This is a genomic window from Streptomyces sp. R33, assembly GCF_041200175.1.
GTDB lineage: Bacteria > Actinomycetota > Actinomycetes > Streptomycetales > Streptomycetaceae > Streptomyces > Streptomyces katrae_B.
The window spans coordinates 8,030,113-8,046,133 of sequence record NZ_CP165727.1 but is presented as its reverse complement, the minus strand read 5'-3'; the positions used below and the strand labels follow the sequence as shown (position 1 = coordinate 8,046,133).

14 protein-coding genes and 1 pseudogene are annotated in these 16,021 nt (G+C 71.1%); 6 read left to right on the top strand and 9 right to left on the bottom strand.

From position 1 onward, the window contains the following. Window positions 1-7: 7 nt before the first annotated feature. Window positions 8-292 (top strand): protealysin inhibitor emfourin, encoded by a 285-nt coding sequence (locus AB5J51_RS36905; protein ID WP_053787314.1) that lies wholly within the window; start codon window positions 8-10, stop codon window positions 290-292. On the opposite strand, the gene AB5J51_RS36900 is transcribed toward AB5J51_RS36905, so the two are convergent. The 5 genes and pseudogenes from AB5J51_RS36900 to AB5J51_RS36880 form a co-directional block, all read right to left on the bottom strand. Further along, window positions 279-1,688, bottom strand: coding sequence for a lipase family protein (locus AB5J51_RS36900; protein ID WP_369779730.1), 1,410 nt, complete (start codon window positions 1,686-1,688; stop codon window positions 279-281). The genes AB5J51_RS36905 and AB5J51_RS36900 overlap by 14 nt on opposite strands. A 341-nt stretch (window positions 1,689-2,029) precedes the next feature. Then, window positions 2,030-2,422, bottom strand: a complete 393-nt coding sequence (locus tag AB5J51_RS36895; protein ID WP_369779729.1) for a hypothetical protein — start codon at window positions 2,420-2,422, stop codon at window positions 2,030-2,032. Between the two features lie 142 nt (window positions 2,423-2,564). Next, the gene (locus AB5J51_RS36890; protein ID WP_369779728.1) at window positions 2,565-3,122 is read right to left on the bottom strand and encodes a hypothetical protein; all 558 of its coding nucleotides are present in this window, start codon (window positions 3,120-3,122) and stop codon (window positions 2,565-2,567) included. Window positions 3,123-3,331: 209 nt separating this feature from the next. Next, window positions 3,332-3,892 (bottom strand): annotated as a pseudogene (locus tag AB5J51_RS36885) (2-phosphosulfolactate phosphatase); the annotation flags it as partial. 94 nt (window positions 3,893-3,986) lie between these two features. Next, a complete protein-coding gene (locus tag AB5J51_RS36880) occupies window positions 3,987-5,204 on the bottom strand; it encodes a serine hydrolase domain-containing protein (protein ID WP_369779727.1) in 1,218 nt (405 codons plus the stop codon). A gap of 209 nt (window positions 5,205-5,413) precedes the next feature. On the opposite strand from AB5J51_RS36880, the gene AB5J51_RS36875 reads away from it, so the two are divergent. The 3 genes from AB5J51_RS36875 to AB5J51_RS36865 all read left to right on the top strand — a co-directional run bounded on the left by AB5J51_RS36875 (window position 5,414) and on the right by AB5J51_RS36865 (window position 7,880). Next, complete coding sequence (locus AB5J51_RS36875; protein ID WP_369779726.1) at window positions 5,414-6,946, top strand: serine/threonine-protein kinase; 1,533 nt, start codon at window positions 5,414-5,416, stop codon at window positions 6,944-6,946. A 143-nt stretch (window positions 6,947-7,089) separates the two neighbouring features. Further along, window positions 7,090-7,536 (top strand): SRPBCC domain-containing protein, encoded by a 447-nt coding sequence (locus AB5J51_RS36870; protein WP_369779725.1) that lies wholly within the window; start codon window positions 7,090-7,092, stop codon window positions 7,534-7,536. Continuing rightward, window positions 7,533-7,880, top strand: coding sequence for an ArsR/SmtB family transcription factor (locus tag AB5J51_RS36865; RefSeq protein WP_369779724.1), 348 nt, complete (start codon window positions 7,533-7,535; stop codon window positions 7,878-7,880). Before AB5J51_RS36870 ends, AB5J51_RS36865 begins: the two co-directional genes overlap by 4 nt. Before the next feature lie 91 nt (window positions 7,881-7,971). Here the strand turns inward: AB5J51_RS36865 and AB5J51_RS36860 are convergent, their stop codons facing one another. The 3 genes from AB5J51_RS36860 to AB5J51_RS36850 form a co-directional block, all read right to left on the bottom strand. Next, window positions 7,972-9,483: an FAD-dependent monooxygenase gene (locus AB5J51_RS36860; RefSeq protein WP_136223635.1), complete on the bottom strand. Its 1,512-nt coding sequence runs from the start codon at window positions 9,481-9,483 to the stop codon at window positions 7,972-7,974. 199 nt (window positions 9,484-9,682) lie between these two features. Next, window positions 9,683-10,351, bottom strand: a complete 669-nt coding sequence (locus AB5J51_RS36855; RefSeq protein WP_369779723.1) for a methyltransferase domain-containing protein — start codon at window positions 10,349-10,351, stop codon at window positions 9,683-9,685. A gap of 178 nt (window positions 10,352-10,529) precedes the next feature. Continuing rightward, window positions 10,530-11,468 (bottom strand): LysR family transcriptional regulator, encoded by a 939-nt coding sequence (locus AB5J51_RS36850; RefSeq protein WP_369779722.1) that lies wholly within the window; start codon window positions 11,466-11,468, stop codon window positions 10,530-10,532. A 127-nt stretch (window positions 11,469-11,595) separates the two neighbouring features. Here AB5J51_RS36850 and AB5J51_RS36845 point away from each other — a divergent pair, with 127 nt between their 5' ends. Both AB5J51_RS36845 and AB5J51_RS36840 read left to right on the top strand, forming a co-directional pair. Next, entirely contained in the window at window positions 11,596-12,840 is a 1,245-nt protein-coding gene (locus tag AB5J51_RS36845) for an MFS transporter (RefSeq protein ID WP_136223631.1), read from the top strand. Between the two features lie 152 nt (window positions 12,841-12,992). After that, complete coding sequence (locus AB5J51_RS36840; RefSeq protein WP_369779721.1) at window positions 12,993-14,216, top strand: PP2C family protein-serine/threonine phosphatase; 1,224 nt, start codon at window positions 12,993-12,995, stop codon at window positions 14,214-14,216. Window positions 14,217-14,247: 31 nt separating this feature from the next. On the opposite strand, the gene AB5J51_RS36835 is transcribed toward AB5J51_RS36840, so the two are convergent. Beyond that, window positions 14,248-15,942 carry a DUF885 domain-containing protein gene (locus tag AB5J51_RS36835; protein WP_369779720.1) on the bottom strand — a complete coding sequence of 565 codons (1,695 nt, stop codon included), beginning with the start codon at window positions 15,940-15,942 and terminating at the stop codon, window positions 14,248-14,250. Window positions 15,943-16,021: the final 79 nt, after the last annotated feature.

Below are 16,021 nucleotides of genomic sequence, written 5' to 3'. Positions count from 1 at the left end.
GCGCGCGATGAAGGTGACCCTGGAGTCGTACGGCGGGCTGGCGGCGGCAACGCGCCGCCGGCCCAAGGTCCTGGACACGGCGACCCTGCCCGAGGACGCCGCAGCGGAGATGACCCGGCTCGTGGCGGCGGCCGTCGCCACGCCCGCGGCGGACCGGGCCGACCGTGCCAGGGACGCGATGACGTACACGATCACGGTGGAGGACGACGACCACGCGACGACCCTCGAACAGTCGGACGCCTCCATGTCCCCGGCGTTCGCCACCTTGCTCGCCTGGCTCAGGAAACAGTGACCTCCACCCGGCCCGTCACCTGCGGCGGGCCGGGCACTGCGGTCCGGAGCGGTGACGGCGTGTTGGTCGGCTCCTCCGGCTCGAGCGAGTTGCCCGCAGGGATCGTGCCGCAGCTGGTGGGGGCGGCCCTGCCCGCGAAGCGGTCGTCCAGCCAGGCCATCGCGCGCGGCGCCCAGTACGGCATGGCGCCGACGTGGCTGAGCAGGTCGTACTGCTCGTACTTGATCGCGCTGTTGCCGGTGGCGCAGTACTGCCGGGCCAGCGTCCGCACGTCCCCGGCGACCATCACGCCGTCACCCGTGCCGATGCCCGGCGGCCTGTTGAACGTCCCCTCGGGCCAGCCGGCGTTCCCCTGCCCGATGAACCCCGGGACGGTCGGGGTGGCGGCCTGACCCAGATTGATCTTGTTGACCGCTGCGACGAAGGCCGGAATGGAGCTCGGGTCCTTGTACTCCGGTTTCACCATGTCCTTCCACGTCATCCCCGGGTGGTGGCCCAGCGCATCGAGGATCGAGCCGTGTTCGAGCTCCTTGACGACCGCGAGGCCCTTCGCACTCAGGTAGGGGGTGAGGTCGATGCCGTACGAGCGTGAGACTCCCATGAGGGCCACCGGGATCACCCCGTTCCAGGCCAGTGCGCCGTCGACGTACCTGAGGTTGTGCGCAGGGGCGACGAGCAGCCCTCCCTCGGCGAAGCCGACCAGCTGCTCGTTCACCTCGGGCGCGTACGCGGGGGCCAGGACCGACGTCCAGTTGGTGGCGACGGCCCCGCCGGAGTAGCCGAACAAGCCGAACTTCGTACCGGCGTGCAGACCCGTCTCCTCGGTGCGGACGGCGGCGCGGATCGAGTCCAGGGTGTTCGTTCCGTACTCCGGGCCGGCCGCGAAGTCGGCGTTCTGGCCCTCGGTGTCCGGGATGACCACGTCATAGCCCTTGAGCAACAGCGGTGCCAGGATGAGGGGTTCGGCGTTGGCGATGGCGCCGCCGAGGGAGACGTTCCCGGCGATGGCCCGGGAGGGGCCGTCCTCCGGGCTGAGGGAGTCGTAGAACGACTGGTAGGACACCGCCTTGCTGCCGTCACCGTACTGGCTGCGGACCACGGTGGTCACGTTGGCCGAGGGCCTGCCCTGGGCGTCGGTCGTGCGGTAGAGCAGCTGGATCGCCTTCAACGGCGTCGGGATGCCGAAGACGTGGTAGTTCAGGGTGCGCTTCTTCAGGACGTCGCCCGGCTGGTACGCGGACAGCGGTTTGGTGCCGTCGTGACGGTAGAACGCGTCGGGCGCCGCGGTCGCCCGCTGGGTAACCGCACCGGGTGCGGCCGTCGCCGTCGGCGCCGTACCGACGACGATGCCCGTCACGATGGCGGTGGACAGCAGAGCAGAGGTTCCCCGGTTCATTACTCCCCCGTACGTCGGGCCAGCAGTGGCGTTACCTGGCGGTAACTTACTGGAGGTAACGCCGTGACACATAGAAGCGCCGCCGGACCTGCGTCAGCAGAGCCGGCCCGGGAGGGGAGTCGGGTGCTCTGCTCAACGCCGGGGATGCCTCCGGACGGATCGCCCCGCCGTGCCGGTACGCGACCGGCGCCCTAGTCTCGGGGCATGCCACGCCGCCCGATGCACTCGAGCGGGCCGACCGCGCATTCCCTGACAGGGAGAGGAAGATCCTCTTCAGCTTGGTGCGGGAGTAGTGCCGCCGCAGCGGGCCACCGCGCCCGCGGCTGCCGGCCGGTCCGCCGTCATTCCCCTCTGCCGCGGCCGTCGCGCGTCATACGGGTGACCAGGACGGAGAGGGCAGAGGTCGCCGCGAGGGTGCCCGCCATGACCAGGACCACGCCGACGGCGAAGAGGCCGCTGGAGTCGTCCGACCAGTCGTAGTACGAGGCGACGGTCAGACCGGCTGTGGTGCCGAAGACGGCGCTCGCCGCGTGGCCCCGGACGGCCGCCCACGCCACCGGGGCCGCCAGGCTCAGCACCAGCCCGATCACCTGCCATGCCTCGTACGGGCCCGTCACCGAACCGTCGGGGTGCACGTCGCGGTGCTGGTCCCAGCCCAGCCAGGCGGCCCATGCGGCGACCGAGGCGAGGAAAAGGAGCAGAACGGGGGCGGGATTCAGTGGCCTTCGATGCATGACCCCATCGTCCCGGCCGGCTCCGGAGACGGGCAGAGCGCAGCTACTCATCCGTGCTTGAGTAGCCACGAGATCTGCCGTCGGAACCCCCGCAGAGGAACGCGCCGGGACGGGGACCTGCCCGGCCGGAGGAAACGGTGTGTCAGGAGGCGGTCTTGGTCGCGCTGGAGACGACGCACTCCTTGTATTCGCTTCCGTTGCCCTTGCCGGTGTACGGCGTCGTGGCCTCGGCCTGCTGGGTTCCGCCGGCCTTGACCGTCAGGTTGGTGACCCTGGCCGTGGCGGCGACGGCGTTCGACCCGGGCGCGCCTTCGAACTTCATGGTGATGTTGTAGGTGTAGCTCAGCGAGCCGCTGTTGGTGACGGTGAGCCGGGCGACGAGGTTCTTGCCCGAGTCGTCCAGGCGGCACTTGTCGATCTTGATGTCCCGCTCGGCCTTGTTGGCGCTGCTCGAACCGCCCGTGACGGAGGGGGTGCCGGACGAGGTGCCGCTGCTGCTGTCGCTGCCGCCACCGCTGGTGGTGGTGGTGCCGGTGGTGCCGCCGGTGGTACCGCTGCTGGAGCCGCCCGAGCTGCTGGAGTGCGAGGAGCTGGAGCCGTGGCCGCCACCGCAGCTGGCGCCGTGGGAACCGCGGGCTCCCGTGAGCGCGACGACGGCGATACCGAAGACGGCTATTGCTCGGACATGACGAAGCTTCACATTCAATCCCGTTTTGCAATGAGTGATGAGCAAGTAGGGCACCTTGGCAGGCGCACGCCACCTTAATACCGTCTTTATGTCGCCCGGGTCGCACCCATCCGGAGGGGCCCACCTGATCGTGACACGATCACGACATACTGATCACAAGCGGGAAACGCGGGCCGCCAACTGCCCTGTACGGCCAGGTGTGTGCGCGGGCCCGCCGGTCGTCAGATCGAAGCCTCGCCGGTCAGTGAAGGCACGGCGCAGGGACGGAGGACCATGAGCGAGTTCTCCAAGGTCGCCACCACGGCAAAGGGGAACCGGTCGAGCTCAAGACAGAGTGCGACGTCGTCAGGATGGGCTCCTTGACGCACACCCTCCGTCAGCTCGGCGGCGGCGCGCGACGCGCCGGCGCGGCGGAGGAACTCAGCTGCATCCGTTCCGGCGTCAGCGGCCCTCCGGGCGATGTACTGAGCGCACGCCAGATCTTCGTCGGCGTGCCCGTCTTCGCCGGTGACGACGAACGTGACGCTGTCGCAGCCGCGTGTCCGCAGGAGCCGAGCCGTTGCCTCCGCCACCACGAAGCCGGCGCACAGCACCAGCGACGCCTCCTTGACCGCAAGGGCGCCGACCGTCCCTGCCGTGGTCTTCTGCACGACGGTCCGTCCGCCGAGGTCGATGGACCGCAGCAGGCCGGGTGAGTTGACGGCGTCGAACCCGGGCGCGGGCGGACCGTCCTTGAGCGCCACCCAATCCGGGTGGCGCGTCTTGAGCGCCAGCGCTTCATCCCCGGGGCCCGCGTGAAGACCCCAGCGGCGTCACCACCTGACACACCGCCCCGGGGGGCCCGTACGGGACCCGCTCGCGGAGCCGCCCGCGGCCTCAGCCGAAGGTGAGCGGGTGGTCGGGAGCGAGGGCCTCGGCGATCCGTTCGGCCACCGTGGAGGCGGAGTTGTCCTCGGGGGACGAGGGGCCCTTGGTCACGGAGACCGCGATGGACAGCTCCTGCGCCGGAAGGTAGGCCGAGACGGCCGCGTATCCGGAGAAGGACGGATTCGTCGCGATCCAATCGCGCAGGACCAGGACGCCGAACCCGAAGTGGAGGGCCTCGGTGTTCTTCCGGCAGTACGGGGCCGGGCACTCCTTGGTCGGGGTGCCCAGGCCGACCGTGCCGGGGTTCATCTGGGTCCGGAAGGCCTCCTTCGACAGCAGGGCTCCGGTGCCGATACCGCGGGCGGAGGTGGCCAGATCGCAGATGTCCCCGGTGAGGACCGCGCCCGGGGCGGTGGTCCACGAGGGGTTCCAGTAGCTCGACTCCTCGTACGTACCGCGTTCCGAGGTGAAGGCGTGCAGGGCCGGGACCGGGATCTCGGGGGTCGCGGAGTTCCTCGTCTCGTGCAGGCCGAGCGGGTCCAGTACGAGTTCCTGGAGCACCTGGTCGAGGGGCTGGCCGGTGATCTTCTCGAGGGCGGCGCCGAGCAGCTGGAAGTTCTCGTGGGAGTAGCTGAAGCTCGTGCCCGGCTTGTACCAGAGCGGGTGCTTGCTGGTGATGGCCAGGGTGTCCGCCGGGGTCCACTGGCGGAAGGGCTTGGCCTCGAGCTCCTTGAGGAACACCGGGTCGGTGACGTAGTCGTGGATGCCGGAGGTGGAACTGCCCAGCATGCGCAGGGTGATCTCGTCGGCGTGGGGGACGTCGGGCAGCCACTTCGAGAGGGGGTCGTCGAGGCCGACCTGGCCCTCGTCGACGAGGGCGAGCAGTGCGGTGGCCATGTAGACGATGCCGACCGAGCCGGTACGGAAGTGCATGGCGGGGTCGGCGGGGACTCCGGTCATCGATGTGCCGAGCGCTCCGGTGACGATGTTCCGCTGCCCGGTGGTGACGCGGAAGACGACCGAGTTGAGCCCGAACTCCCGTTGCGACGCGCGGGCGATGTCGAGGACGCGGGCCGCCTGGCCCGAGGCCGCTCGGGGGTCCGGGGAGCTCACACACTTCCGCGCGGGTTCGGCGCCGGCCGCGGCCGGAGCGGTCCCCACGCCGAGCGGCAGGACCGCGGCGACCAAAGCGGCAGCGCAGACGCACGCCGTCCGAGAACGCCTCACGTTCCCCAGTATGGATCCGCCGCGGGCACCCGGCCCGCCGGACGGCGCTCGAGCCCCGGTGAGCTCGGAGCGCAACGGGGTGTCGCTGGCCCGCCGCTCGCCCGGAGAAAGGCGGCCTGCAGGGATGGCTCCTGTCTACCGATGTCGGGCTGACACCGGGTGCGGGCCGGCCCTAAGTTCTCTCGTAGGCGATTGCACTCGGGGGAAATGTGGAGCAGCTGAAGGCCGGTGACCCGGCGGCCGTCGGCCCGTACCGGATTACGGCGCGGCTCGGCGCAGGCGGCATGGGGCAGGTCTACCTCGGCGAGTCGCGCAGCGGTCGGCGGGTGGCGGTGAAGGTCGTCCGGCCGGAGATCGCCTCGGACCCCGGCTTCCGGACGCGGTTTCGGCGCGAGGTGGAGGCGGCCAAGGCGGTCGGAGGGTTCTGGACGGCGACCGTGGTCGACGCGGATCCGGAGGCGGAGACACCCTGGGTGGCCAGCGACTACATTCCGGCACCCAACCTTGCCGAACGGGTCCGGGAGAACGGGCCGTTGACGGAGGACGAGGTGTGGCGGCTCGGCGCGGGCCTGGCAGAAGCGCTGCACTCCGTACACCGGGCGGGGCTCGTCCACCGGGACCTCAAGCCCGCGAACGTGCTGCTCACGGAGAACGGGCCGCGGCTCATCGACTTCGGGATCGCCAAGGCGCTGAACGGTGCGACCGTGCTCACCCGGACGGGCGTGGCGATCGGCACCGTCGGATTCATGTCGCCCGAGCAGGCCCGGGGCGGCAGTGTCGGCACGGCCAGCGACATCTTCTCGCTCGGGACGGTTCTGTGCTTCGCGGCCACTGGGCGGATGCCGTTCGGGGAGGGCAGTGCGGCCGGGTTGCTCTACCGGGTCGTGCACGAGATGCCGAACCTGGAACACCTGCCGCAGGGGCTCGGGACGGTGGTGGGCGAGTGCCTGGAAAAGCGACCCGAGAGGCGGCCGTCTGCGGAGGAGGTGCTGTCCGCGCTGAGCGGGGGCGGTGCGGAGACCGTGACGCGTCCGGTGGCCGCTGCGGACATGGGTGGGCGCGCGCCTGCGGCTCTGCCAGGCCTGCCGTCCACGTCTCCGCCTCCGCCGCCTCCGCCCGGAGGGTCCGGGCCGCCGGCCTTGCCGGCCGGCGAAACGGTGGTGGATGCGGTTCCGGCCGCGGCAGCCGTTGAGCGGGGATCACGGCCACCCGTCGAGGTGCGGTACTCGATGGGGCACATGCGCGTCGCTGTCGCGGCCACGCTCGCAGGGACCGTTCCGCTCGGCGTGGCCGCGTTCTCCTTCGCGGACCATCCCCTCTCCGCCGCATTGGCGGGCATCGTCGCGGTTGCCCTGCTGAGCCTGGGAGGACTGGCCATGGCGCGCGGGGACGCGGCGTGCGTGCGCGTGGCGGGTGACGGGCTCTACTTCTTGCGTGAAGGTCATGAATGGAGCGCGACCTGGGAAGAGCTGGGACGGGTCACGCTGCGATCGACGCGCTGGGGTGTGCTGCAGGAGTTCGTCGTGGTGGGCGAACTGGCGCCCCGGGCGACGAAGAACGTCGTGTGGGAACGTTTCCAGCCCGTCGGTCCCGGCCCCCGGGCGGCGGTCACCACCATCCGCTTCCGCAACACGACGTTGGCGCGGGCGGAGATCCGAAGGCTGCACGAGGCTCTGCTGCAGCGTGCTGGTGGGCGCTACGCATACGACGGTGGACTTCTCGCCGTCATCCGCAGTCATTGATCGATCGCTCCCGCCAGGTTCCGGTGCCCGACTCCCCGCCAACCGGCGCGAGGACCTCAGACGCAACCTCCGGGTTGCACGTGGGGTCGCCGACGTGCAACCCTGGAGTTGCATCATTGGATCGCGGATGAAGGAGTTCCGTCATGAGCGAAGACCGGATCGAACGCGAGACCCTGATCGACGCACCCCTGGACCGGGTCTGGCCGCTGGTGGCAGAGCCCGGCTTCTGGGTCGCCGACCCCGCGGGCCTGTCCGGCGCCGTGGCCCGGGAGGGAGAGTCCCTCGTGGCGCGGAACGCCGAGTACGGCGATTTCCCGGTGCGCGTGGAGAAGGTCGAGCCCCAGACCTACCTGGCGTACCGCTGGGCCAGCGCGTTCCCGGGAGAGGAACTGCGCGAGGACAACAGCACCCTCGTGGAGTTCACCCTGACCGCGGAAGGCGACAAGACGAGGCTCCGCGTCGTCGAGAGCGGATTCGCGACCCTGTCCGGGCCCGAGGACCTGCGCGCCAAGGCCGTGAAGGACAACACGGGAGGCTGGCCCCAGGTGCTCGACGCCCTCAAGAAGCGCACCGAGCAGTCCTCCGCGTGACCGACGAAGACCGCGCCGGGGCGGGAGCCGTCGACGATGTCCTCGCCGCCCTGGCCGACCCCACGCGACGGCGGCTGCTCGACCTGCTCGCGGCGCAGGGCGAGGCCTCCGCGACGGCACTCGCGGACCGGCTCCCCGTCTCGCGCCAAGCCGTGGTCAAGCACCTCGCCGTGCTCGACGCCGCCGGTCTGGTTGCGGGCAGCCGGGTCGGACGCGAAGTGCGGTACGCAGTACGGCCCGCGGCACTGGACGCGACGGCCCGGTGGATGGCCGCGCTCGCCGCCGACTGGGACAGGCGCCTCGCGCACATCAAGCGCATCGCCGAGTCGGCGGAGGGGCACTGAGAGCGGCGTATTGCCGTGGGCACACCACCCCGACGGAGCACGCCCGGGGCGTCCGGGGGCTCTCCAGCCGAGACCGTCGGTGTTCCGGTGCTCAGGAGATTTCCGGACCACCGAACCAACGGCCGGCGGCCCGTTCGAACGCTTCACGGTCCGGGGTGCGATCCCCTGCCCAGGCGACCGTGCCGTCAGGCCGTACGAGCACGGCACCCAGTCCGAGGTCGTTCCGCGCCGGACCGGCCGCGTACCGTATGCGGCTCTCCCAGCGCATCGCTGAACCGCGCAGGCGTCCGTCGACGGTGAGATCGAGCGCGACGCCCCGTCCGTCCTGCATCAGGTCCCCGAGACGCGTACCGTCCTCGAGACGGAGGTCCGGGGCGCTGCGGCCGACCAGCGGGTGCTCGCTGCCGAGGTCGTAGCGGACCCACGATCCCGACAGCCTCTCGAACACGTAGGTCGTTCCATCACGGGTCCCGATCAGGTGGCGAACCACTCCTTGGATCGCCTGGCCGTGCGGGCCCGGCCGCATGGCCGCCACCTGGGCGCGCGACCAGTCGAGCACCGCTGCACCGATCGGATGGCGCTCGCCGGTGTACGTGTCGAGGAGCCCCTCCGGCGCGTGCCCGTGCACGGTCGCCGCGAGCTTCCAGCCCAGGTTCACGGCGTCGCCGATGCCGGTGTTGAGTCCCTGCCCGCCCAGGGGCGAGTGGATGTGGGCGGCGTCGCCGGCGAGCAGGACGCGTCCCTGCCGGTACGTCGTCGTCTGCATCGCCCGGTCGGTGAAGCTCGAGGCGAGACGGACGTCGCTCACCGTCACGTCGGTGCCGGACACCCGGCGCAGAACCGCCTGGAGATGGTCGCGAGTCGGCTGCTGCGAGCGATCGAACGCGCCGCCGTCGAAGTCCATCATGCCGATGTGCCCTTCCGAGGGCATTCGGATGTACATGCCCGTCGGCGTCAGGTTGAACCCGGGCCGCAGCTGCTCGGGCTCGGCGATGGTCGCCTGCATGGTGTAGCCGGTGAACTGCGGCTCGGTGCCGACGAAGTCGAAGCCCGCGAGCCTGCGCACCGTACTGCGTCCGCCGTCGCAGCCGACGAGCCAGCGCGCCGCGTACGAGTCCGCCCCGGCTTGCGCGACCACCCCCTCGTCGTTCTGGGCGATGGCCGATACCGTGACGCCGCGCAGGACGTCCACGCCCAGCTTGGCAGCCTGCTCGGCCAGTACCGCCTCGACCGCTTCGAGGTACGTCATCAGGACGTCCGGTGCCGGGCTGGGAAGTCGGAACGGCAGGGCAGCGACGTCGACTTTGGCCGGATCGAGCATCATGCCGGCGAAGTGGCCGACGAATCGAGGGGGCGACGCCTCGTCCGCGTCGGGGTTCACGGAGACGCCCGACGCCGTCAGCAGCGGGTGCAGCATCCCGCGGCGGTAGAACGCCTCGATCGAAGCGGCGGACAGGCCGCGCATCCCGAGCGGTTCCGCCTTCAACGGGGAGCCGGGCTCCGGCTCCCGCTCGAGCACCAGGACCGAGCAGCCCGCGAGGCCAAGCTCGCAGGCGAGGAACAAACCGACCGGGCCGGCGCCCACGATCACTACGTCATGCACGAGAAATCCCCTCCCAGACCTACGGCCGGATGGACACCCGGCCGTACCTCTGGAAATGTGCCGGGCCCCACCGACACCGGCCCGACACGCCGCCGACACCGGCCCGACAGCCAGACATGCCACCGACATGCCACCGACAGCACGGTGCGCCGCCGCCGGATCACCCCTGGCCGAAGTCCTCGGTTCCGGAACCCACTCCTCAGACGGGCCGCTTGGCCATCACGACCACACCCGGCCCGGTGTGCTCGTCTGCAGGGAGCCGGAGTTCGGCGACCGGGAGCAATCCCGCCTGCTCTATCAGTTCCACGAGCTGTTCCGGCCGCCACTTGTGCGTCGTCCAACGAACGGACACGCCTCCGTACGCCTCGGTGCGCATCAGGTCTTCGTCGCCGACGTGTGTCGCGGTGATGAAGTGGCCGCCCGGCTTGAGGGCGCGCGCGAACATGGCGAGGACCTGAGGAAGTACCTCGCGCGGGAGGTTGAACAGTGACCACCACCCGAGTACGCCGCCGAGGGAGGCTTCTCCAAGGTCGAGGTCGGTGGCGGAGGCCACGCTGAAGCTGCATTGCGGATGCAGACGGCGGGCGTTCTCGATCATGCGGGGTGAGAGATCGACTCCGGACACGTCGAGTCCGCGTTCGGCGAGGTAGGCGGTCACCGTTCCGGGTCCACAGCCGACATCGAGGACAGGCCCGAGCGCGCTCACGGTGTCGGCGAAGGCGTCGATCGAGGCCTTGAGCCATGGATGGCGACGGATGTCGCCGATTCCAGTCGTCAAGACCATGTCGGCGTAGTTGTCGGCGACCCGGTCATAGGACTCCCGGACCACGTCGAGATCGGCTGGACGGTCAATACCGTGTGCGCTCATCAGCCAACGATACGAGGGCGATCTCGGTTCCGGCAGTACAGCCGGTGGCGCTGGGATCTGCCGGAATCCCGGACGCCGGGCTCTACCGCAGGGCGGCGGCGGCCAGGCCTTCGAGGGCCCCGCGAGGCACTTCGCCGCGTTCACCAGCCTGCGACTGAGTCGCGGTGACCCGGGACGTTCAGCGCGGCATCACCCAGCTCGGGACCCAGGTGCCGGCCGCGGCGTGGTGGCCGGTTGGCGTGGTGGCGAGGTGGGCGCGGAGGGTGGCCAGCGCCGGGTGGGGGTTGTCTCGGTGCCACAGCAGCGAGTGCGGGTAGACCGGTGTCGGATCGGTCACCGGAATGCGGCGCAGGCCGTGGTCGGCGGGCCAGACGAGGCGGGTGTGTTCGCCCATGAACGTGGCCAGGGCCGGCGTGTCGGCGACGGTGTCGAGGAGCGCGTCGGAGCCGAAGTTGGGGCCGGTCGCCTCGATGGTGAGACCGAACTCGGCGACGAGGTCGTCGTAGTAGGCGGCCCACTCGGTACCGGGGACGATGCCGGGCATCCAGATCCGGTGCCCGGCGAGCCGAGCGAGGGGCACCGACCGGGCACCCGCCAGCGCGTGGGAGGGGCCGGTGAGGAGCTGGAGCGGCTCGTCGAGGACCCGGACGGACTCGATGTCCTCGGGAAGGGGCCGGCCGGGCGCGGCGACGGCGCGGAAGGAGGCGTCGATCTCACCGGACCGGATGGCGGCGACGGCCGACTGGATGTCGAACAGCATGAGCACGTCGAGGTCGATCTCGGGGTGCGCTCGGTGGAAGCCGCGCATCAGGCCCGACGGTGCGACGCGCGAGGCGATCACGTCGACGCGCAGTGGACGGTGGCCGGTCCGTACGGACGCGGCGGCGCGCTCGGCGACACGAAGCAGTTCGCGGGCGTGGGGCAGGAACGCCTGCCCGTCGATGGTGAGCTCGGCGCCGCGCGGGGTGCGGGTGAACAGGCGCACGCCGAGGTTGCGCTCCAGCGTGGCGATGCGTTTGGAGACGGCCTGCTGGGTGATCGCCAGCTCGGCGGCTGCCTCCCGGAACTGCCCCGCATCGGCGGCGGCGACGAAGGTCCGGATGGTGTCGAGGTCCATGCCCGTAGCCTATGAGCACAACCACCGGTTGTGGCTGATGGCCTCTGTGGTTGTTTGATCCCCGGGGATGTTTCGCGCTTCGATGCTTCCGGTCGCGTATTGGTTGTGCGGGCGAGGGGCATCGGACATGAGGAGCGGACAGCGGCCGGGACGGTCGTTCGGGTGGCTTTGGGGGGCGTACGGGACCAGCGCGCTCGGTACGTGGCTCGCCTTCGGCGCGTTCCCACTGATCGCCGTCCAGGTGCTGCACGCCGGACCGGCCGAGGTCGCAGCGCTCTCCTCCGCGGGAGCTGCGGTGGGCGCGGCCGTGGCGGTGCCGCTCGGTCCTTGGGTGGAGTTCCGCCGCAAGCGGCCGGTGCTGATCGCGACGGACCTGGTGCGGTGCGCGGCACTGCTGACGCTTCCCCTCGCGTTCGCGCTCGGCGTGCTCACCTTCGTCCAGCTTCTACTGGTGTCGGTCGTCGTCGCGGCGGCCGACATCACCTTCCGCGCCGCCTCCGGCGCGTACCTGAAATCGCTGCTGCCAGCCGAGGACCTGCTCGTCGCCAACGCCCGGTTCGAGTCGACGGCCTGGACGACCACGATCATCGGACCGCCGCTGGGCGGCGCGGCGATCGGACTGCTCGGCCCGATGGCGACCGTGGTGGCAGACGCGGTCAGCTACCTGCTCTCGGCCCTGGGCATCCGTGCGACGGGCGGGCACGAGCCGCATCCCGAGCGCGCGGCGGGCGCGCGCATCCGGGCCCGGGACCTGCTCGACGGCTGGCGGTACGTCCTCGCCGACGCGACGCTGCGCCCGTTGTTCTTCAACACCGTCTTGTTCAACGGCCTGGTCATGGCCGCCCAGCCGCTGCTGGCCGTCCTGATGCTCGGGCGGCTCGGGTTCGCCCCGTGGCAGTACGGCCTCGCCTTCGCCGCGCCCTCGATCGGCGGGCTGCTCGGTTCACGGCTGGCCCGACCACTCGTCACCCGGTTCGGACAGCACCAGGTCCTGGCCGTGGCCGGGACCCTGCGCGCGCTCTGGCCCATCGGCCTGGCCTTCCTGGGGCCGGGCACGGGCGGGCTGCTGCTGGTGATGGGTGTCGAACTCGGGCTCATCTTCTGCTGCGGGGTCTTCAACCCCGTCCACGCCACCTGCCGCCTCGAGCGCACCGCGCCCGACCGGGTCACCCGCACGCTGGCCGCCTGGGCGGTGACGACCAAGGCCACGACCGCGCTCCTGACGGCCGTGTGGGGCGTGCTGGGTGCCCTGCTCGGCCCGCGTACGGCCATCGGCCTGGCCGGCGTACTCCTCCTGGCGACCCCGCTGCTGCTCCCCCGCCGCGCGGCAGCGGTTCCGTCCGGCCCGGTGCCGGCACCGGGGCGCACCTGAAGGGCCGCCACTGCAACCGGCACCACGAGCGAGGGGCGAGCCCGGCGCTCAGGCGGCCCGCCCACGTCCTGCCCAACGGATTGCCCCACTCTCATCACCCGGCTTCTATCGTGGGAATCACAGACGGCATCGAGCGCTGAGGCGGGCCGACCATGGCGGAGGCGGGAATCGACTACGCGGCGGTGTTCCAGGCACTGCCCGGCATGGTCGCGCTGCTGACTCCCGAACTGGTGTACGCGGACGTGAACGAGGAGTTCCTGCGGATGTCGGGCCGGACGCGCGAGCAGCTGGTGGGCCGGTACCTGTTCGACGTCTTCCCCGACAATCCCGGCGACCCCTCCGCCAACGGCGCGCGGAACCTGCGCGCCTCACTCCAGCGGGTGCTCACCACCGGCGAGCGGGACACGATGGCCCTGCAGCGCTACGACGTGGAGTCCGTGGAACGGCCGGGTGAGTGGGAGGAACGGTACTGGAGCCCGGTCAACGTGCCGGTGCTCGGACCGGACGGCCGGGTCGTGGTGCTGGTTCACCGCGTCGAGGAGGTCACCGAGCTCATCAAGGCCCGCGGCGGGCGAGGCAGCCGCACCGGGGTGCTGGAGGCCGAGCTGTACACCCGGGCCCGGGAGCTGCAGGAGCTCAACGAACGGCTCCGCGAGGCCCACGCCCGCGAGCGTGAGGTCGCCCTCGCCCTGCAGGACGCGATGCTGCCCGCCCCCGGCCCCGTCGGCCACCACCGAGCCGCCGTGCGCTACCAGCCCGCCACGGGAACGCTCAACGTCTGCGGCGACTGGTACGACCTCGTCGACCTGCCCGGTGACCGCATCGGGGTCGCCGTCGGCGATGTCGTGGGCCACGGCCTCCACGCCGCCTGCGTCATGGGCCTGCTCCGCAGCGCCCTCAGCGCCGCTTCCCGTGTCGCCGACGGTCCCGCCCAAGCCCTGGAAGTCCTCGGTCTCTACGCGCGCTCCGTCGAAGGCGCCGAGAACACCACCGCCGTCGAGACCTGCATCGACTGGGACACCCACACCATCACGTACAGCAGCGCCGGCCATCCCCCGCCCGCCCTGCTCCGCAGCGACGGCACCGTCGAATTCCTCGACCAGGCCACCGATCCCCCGCTCGGTGCCCGCCCCGACCACGTCGCCCGTCCGCAGGCCACCACAGCCTTCGCCGAAGGCGACACCCTCGTCCTCTACACCGACGGCCTGATCGAACGCCGCCGCGAGGACATCGACACCGGCCTCGCCCGCCTCGCCGACGCCCTCACCCACCACCGCGGGACCGACCCCGAGCCGCTCGCCGACGCGCTTCTCCTCGACCTGCTCCCCGCCATGGGCGCCACCGACGACACCGCCCTCGTCATCGTCCGGCTCTGAGCGGCGGCCGGTGCACGTGACCGCCCAGCCCTCAGAGCGCTGAAATCTCGCTCAGCAGGTCGTCCAAGCCCAGCGAGCCCTGCGACAGCGCGGCCATGTGCCAGGCCTTGAGGTCGAAGTCCGCTCCGTGTCGCACTCGGGCCGCCTCGCGGCCCATGAGCCAGACACGCTCGCCGAGCTTGTAGCCGATGGCCTGGCCCGCCATGCCCAGATAGCGGATGACCTCGCTCTCGACGTAGTCGGCCGGGCGGCTGGTGTGGCGGGCGAGGAACTCCTGAGCCAGCCCCGGCGTCCAGCGCTCGCACGGGTGGAAGGGGGAGTCCTTCGGGATCTCCAGCTCCAGGTGCATCCCGATGTCGACGATCACACGAATGGCCCGCATCATCTGGGCGTCCAGATAGCCCAGCCGACGCTCGGCGTTGGAGAGGAAGCCGAGCTCGTCCATCAGGCGCTCGGCGTACAGCGCCCAGCCCTCGGCGTTCGCGTTGACCAGGCCCACGGTGGTCTGGTAACGGGAGAGGTCGTCGGCGACGTGCGCCCACTGGGCCAGCTGGAGATGATGACCGGGTACGCCCTCGTGGTACCAGGTGGTGACGAGGTCGTAGACCGGGAAGCGGGTCTCCCCCATCGTCGGCAGCCAGGTGCGTCCGGGCCGGGAGAAGTCCAGCGACGGCTCGGTGTAGTAGGGGGCTGCGGCACTGCCTCGCGGGGCTATGCGCGACTCGACCCGGCGTACCCGCGCGGCCAGTTCGAAGTGGGTGCCGTCCAGCGTGTCGATCGTTTCGTCCATCAGCGACTGGAGCCACTGCCGGGTCTCCTCGACCCCCTCGACGGCCTCGCCGTGCCGGTCGCACCAAGCCAGCGCCTCCCAGGGGGTACCGGCGCCCGGCAAGACCCTTTCGGCCTCGGCGCGCATCTCGGAGAGCAGCCGGTGGAACTCGCTCCAGCCGTACGCGTAGGCCTCGTCCAGGTCGAGATCGGCGCCGTTGTGGTGACGGGCGAGACGGACGTAGCGCTCTCGGCCGACGACATCGGGTGCGCCTTCGACGGCCGGGGCGTAGGTGTCACGGAACCAGTCGCGCAGTTCCGCCAGGCCGCCGGTGGCGACGGTGGCGGCCGTGGTGAGTTCGTCGCGCAGCCGCTCGGGGCCGGGGTCGGTGAATTCCGCGAACCAGCTCCGTTCGGTACCGATCCACTCGGTCAACTGGCCGATGACGGCCGATACCTGCCGTGGCCCTGCGGGCAGCCCGCGTGCGAGACCGGTGTTCAGAGAGGCGCGGTAGCCCGCCAGGGCGTCCGGGACGGCGCGCAGCCGTCGCGCGATCGCCGCCCAGTCCTCGTCCGTGTCCGTGGGCGTGAGCGTGAGGACGTCGCGGACCTGGTGCAGTGGTGAGTCGAGGTTGCTGACCGTACGCAGGCCCTCGCCTGCCTCGTGCACGGCGAGTTCGGCGGTGAGCCGCTCACGCAGCAGCCGGGCGCAGCGACGCTCGGCGAGGTCGTCCGCACCGGGAAGGGCCTCTGCGGCAGCGAGCTGGCGCAGGGTCGTACGGGCCAGCTGGGTCACCGCGTCCTGGCCCTCCGGCGAGAAGTCGGGGAGCCGGCCGGAACTCTCGGCGACGCCGAGGAAGGTTCCGGCTATCGGGTCGAGTTCGACGAGGCCCTCGACATGGGTGTCGGCCACCTGACGGGGCAGCCGCCCGCCGCCGGGATGAGTGGAGTTGGGCATTCGAGCCGTCCTTGTGCGATGCGTTGCAGTTTCAGTGCCGTCGTGCGGACATCCACGTTCGGCGTTTGCGTTTGTGCCG

Bases quoted from the DNA above. Each gene is read 5' to 3' on its own strand.
- AB5J51_RS36905 (WP_053787314.1), top strand. From the start codon at position 8: ATGAAGGTGACCCTGGAGTCGTACGGCGGGCTGGCGGCGGCAACGCGC.
- AB5J51_RS36900 (WP_369779730.1), bottom strand. From the start codon at position 1,688: ATGAACCGGGGAACCTCTGCTCTGCTGTCCACCGCCATCGTGACGGGC.
- AB5J51_RS36895 (WP_369779729.1), bottom strand. From the start codon at position 2,422: ATGCATCGAAGGCCACTGAATCCCGCCCCCGTTCTGCTCCTTTTCCTC.
- AB5J51_RS36870 (WP_369779725.1), top strand. From the start codon at position 7,090: ATGAGCGAAGACCGGATCGAACGCGAGACCCTGATCGACGCACCCCTG.
- AB5J51_RS36855 (WP_369779723.1), bottom strand. From the start codon at position 10,351: ATGAGCGCACACGGTATTGACCGTCCAGCCGATCTCGACGTGGTCCGG.
- AB5J51_RS36850 (WP_369779722.1), bottom strand. From the start codon at position 11,468: ATGGACCTCGACACCATCCGGACCTTCGTCGCCGCCGCCGATGCGGGG.
- AB5J51_RS36845 (WP_136223631.1), top strand. From the start codon at position 11,596: ATGAGGAGCGGACAGCGGCCGGGACGGTCGTTCGGGTGGCTTTGGGGG.
- AB5J51_RS36840 (WP_369779721.1), top strand. From the start codon at position 12,993: ATGGCGGAGGCGGGAATCGACTACGCGGCGGTGTTCCAGGCACTGCCC.
- AB5J51_RS36835 (WP_369779720.1), bottom strand. From the start codon at position 15,942: ATGCCCAACTCCACTCATCCCGGCGGCGGGCGGCTGCCCCGTCAGGTG.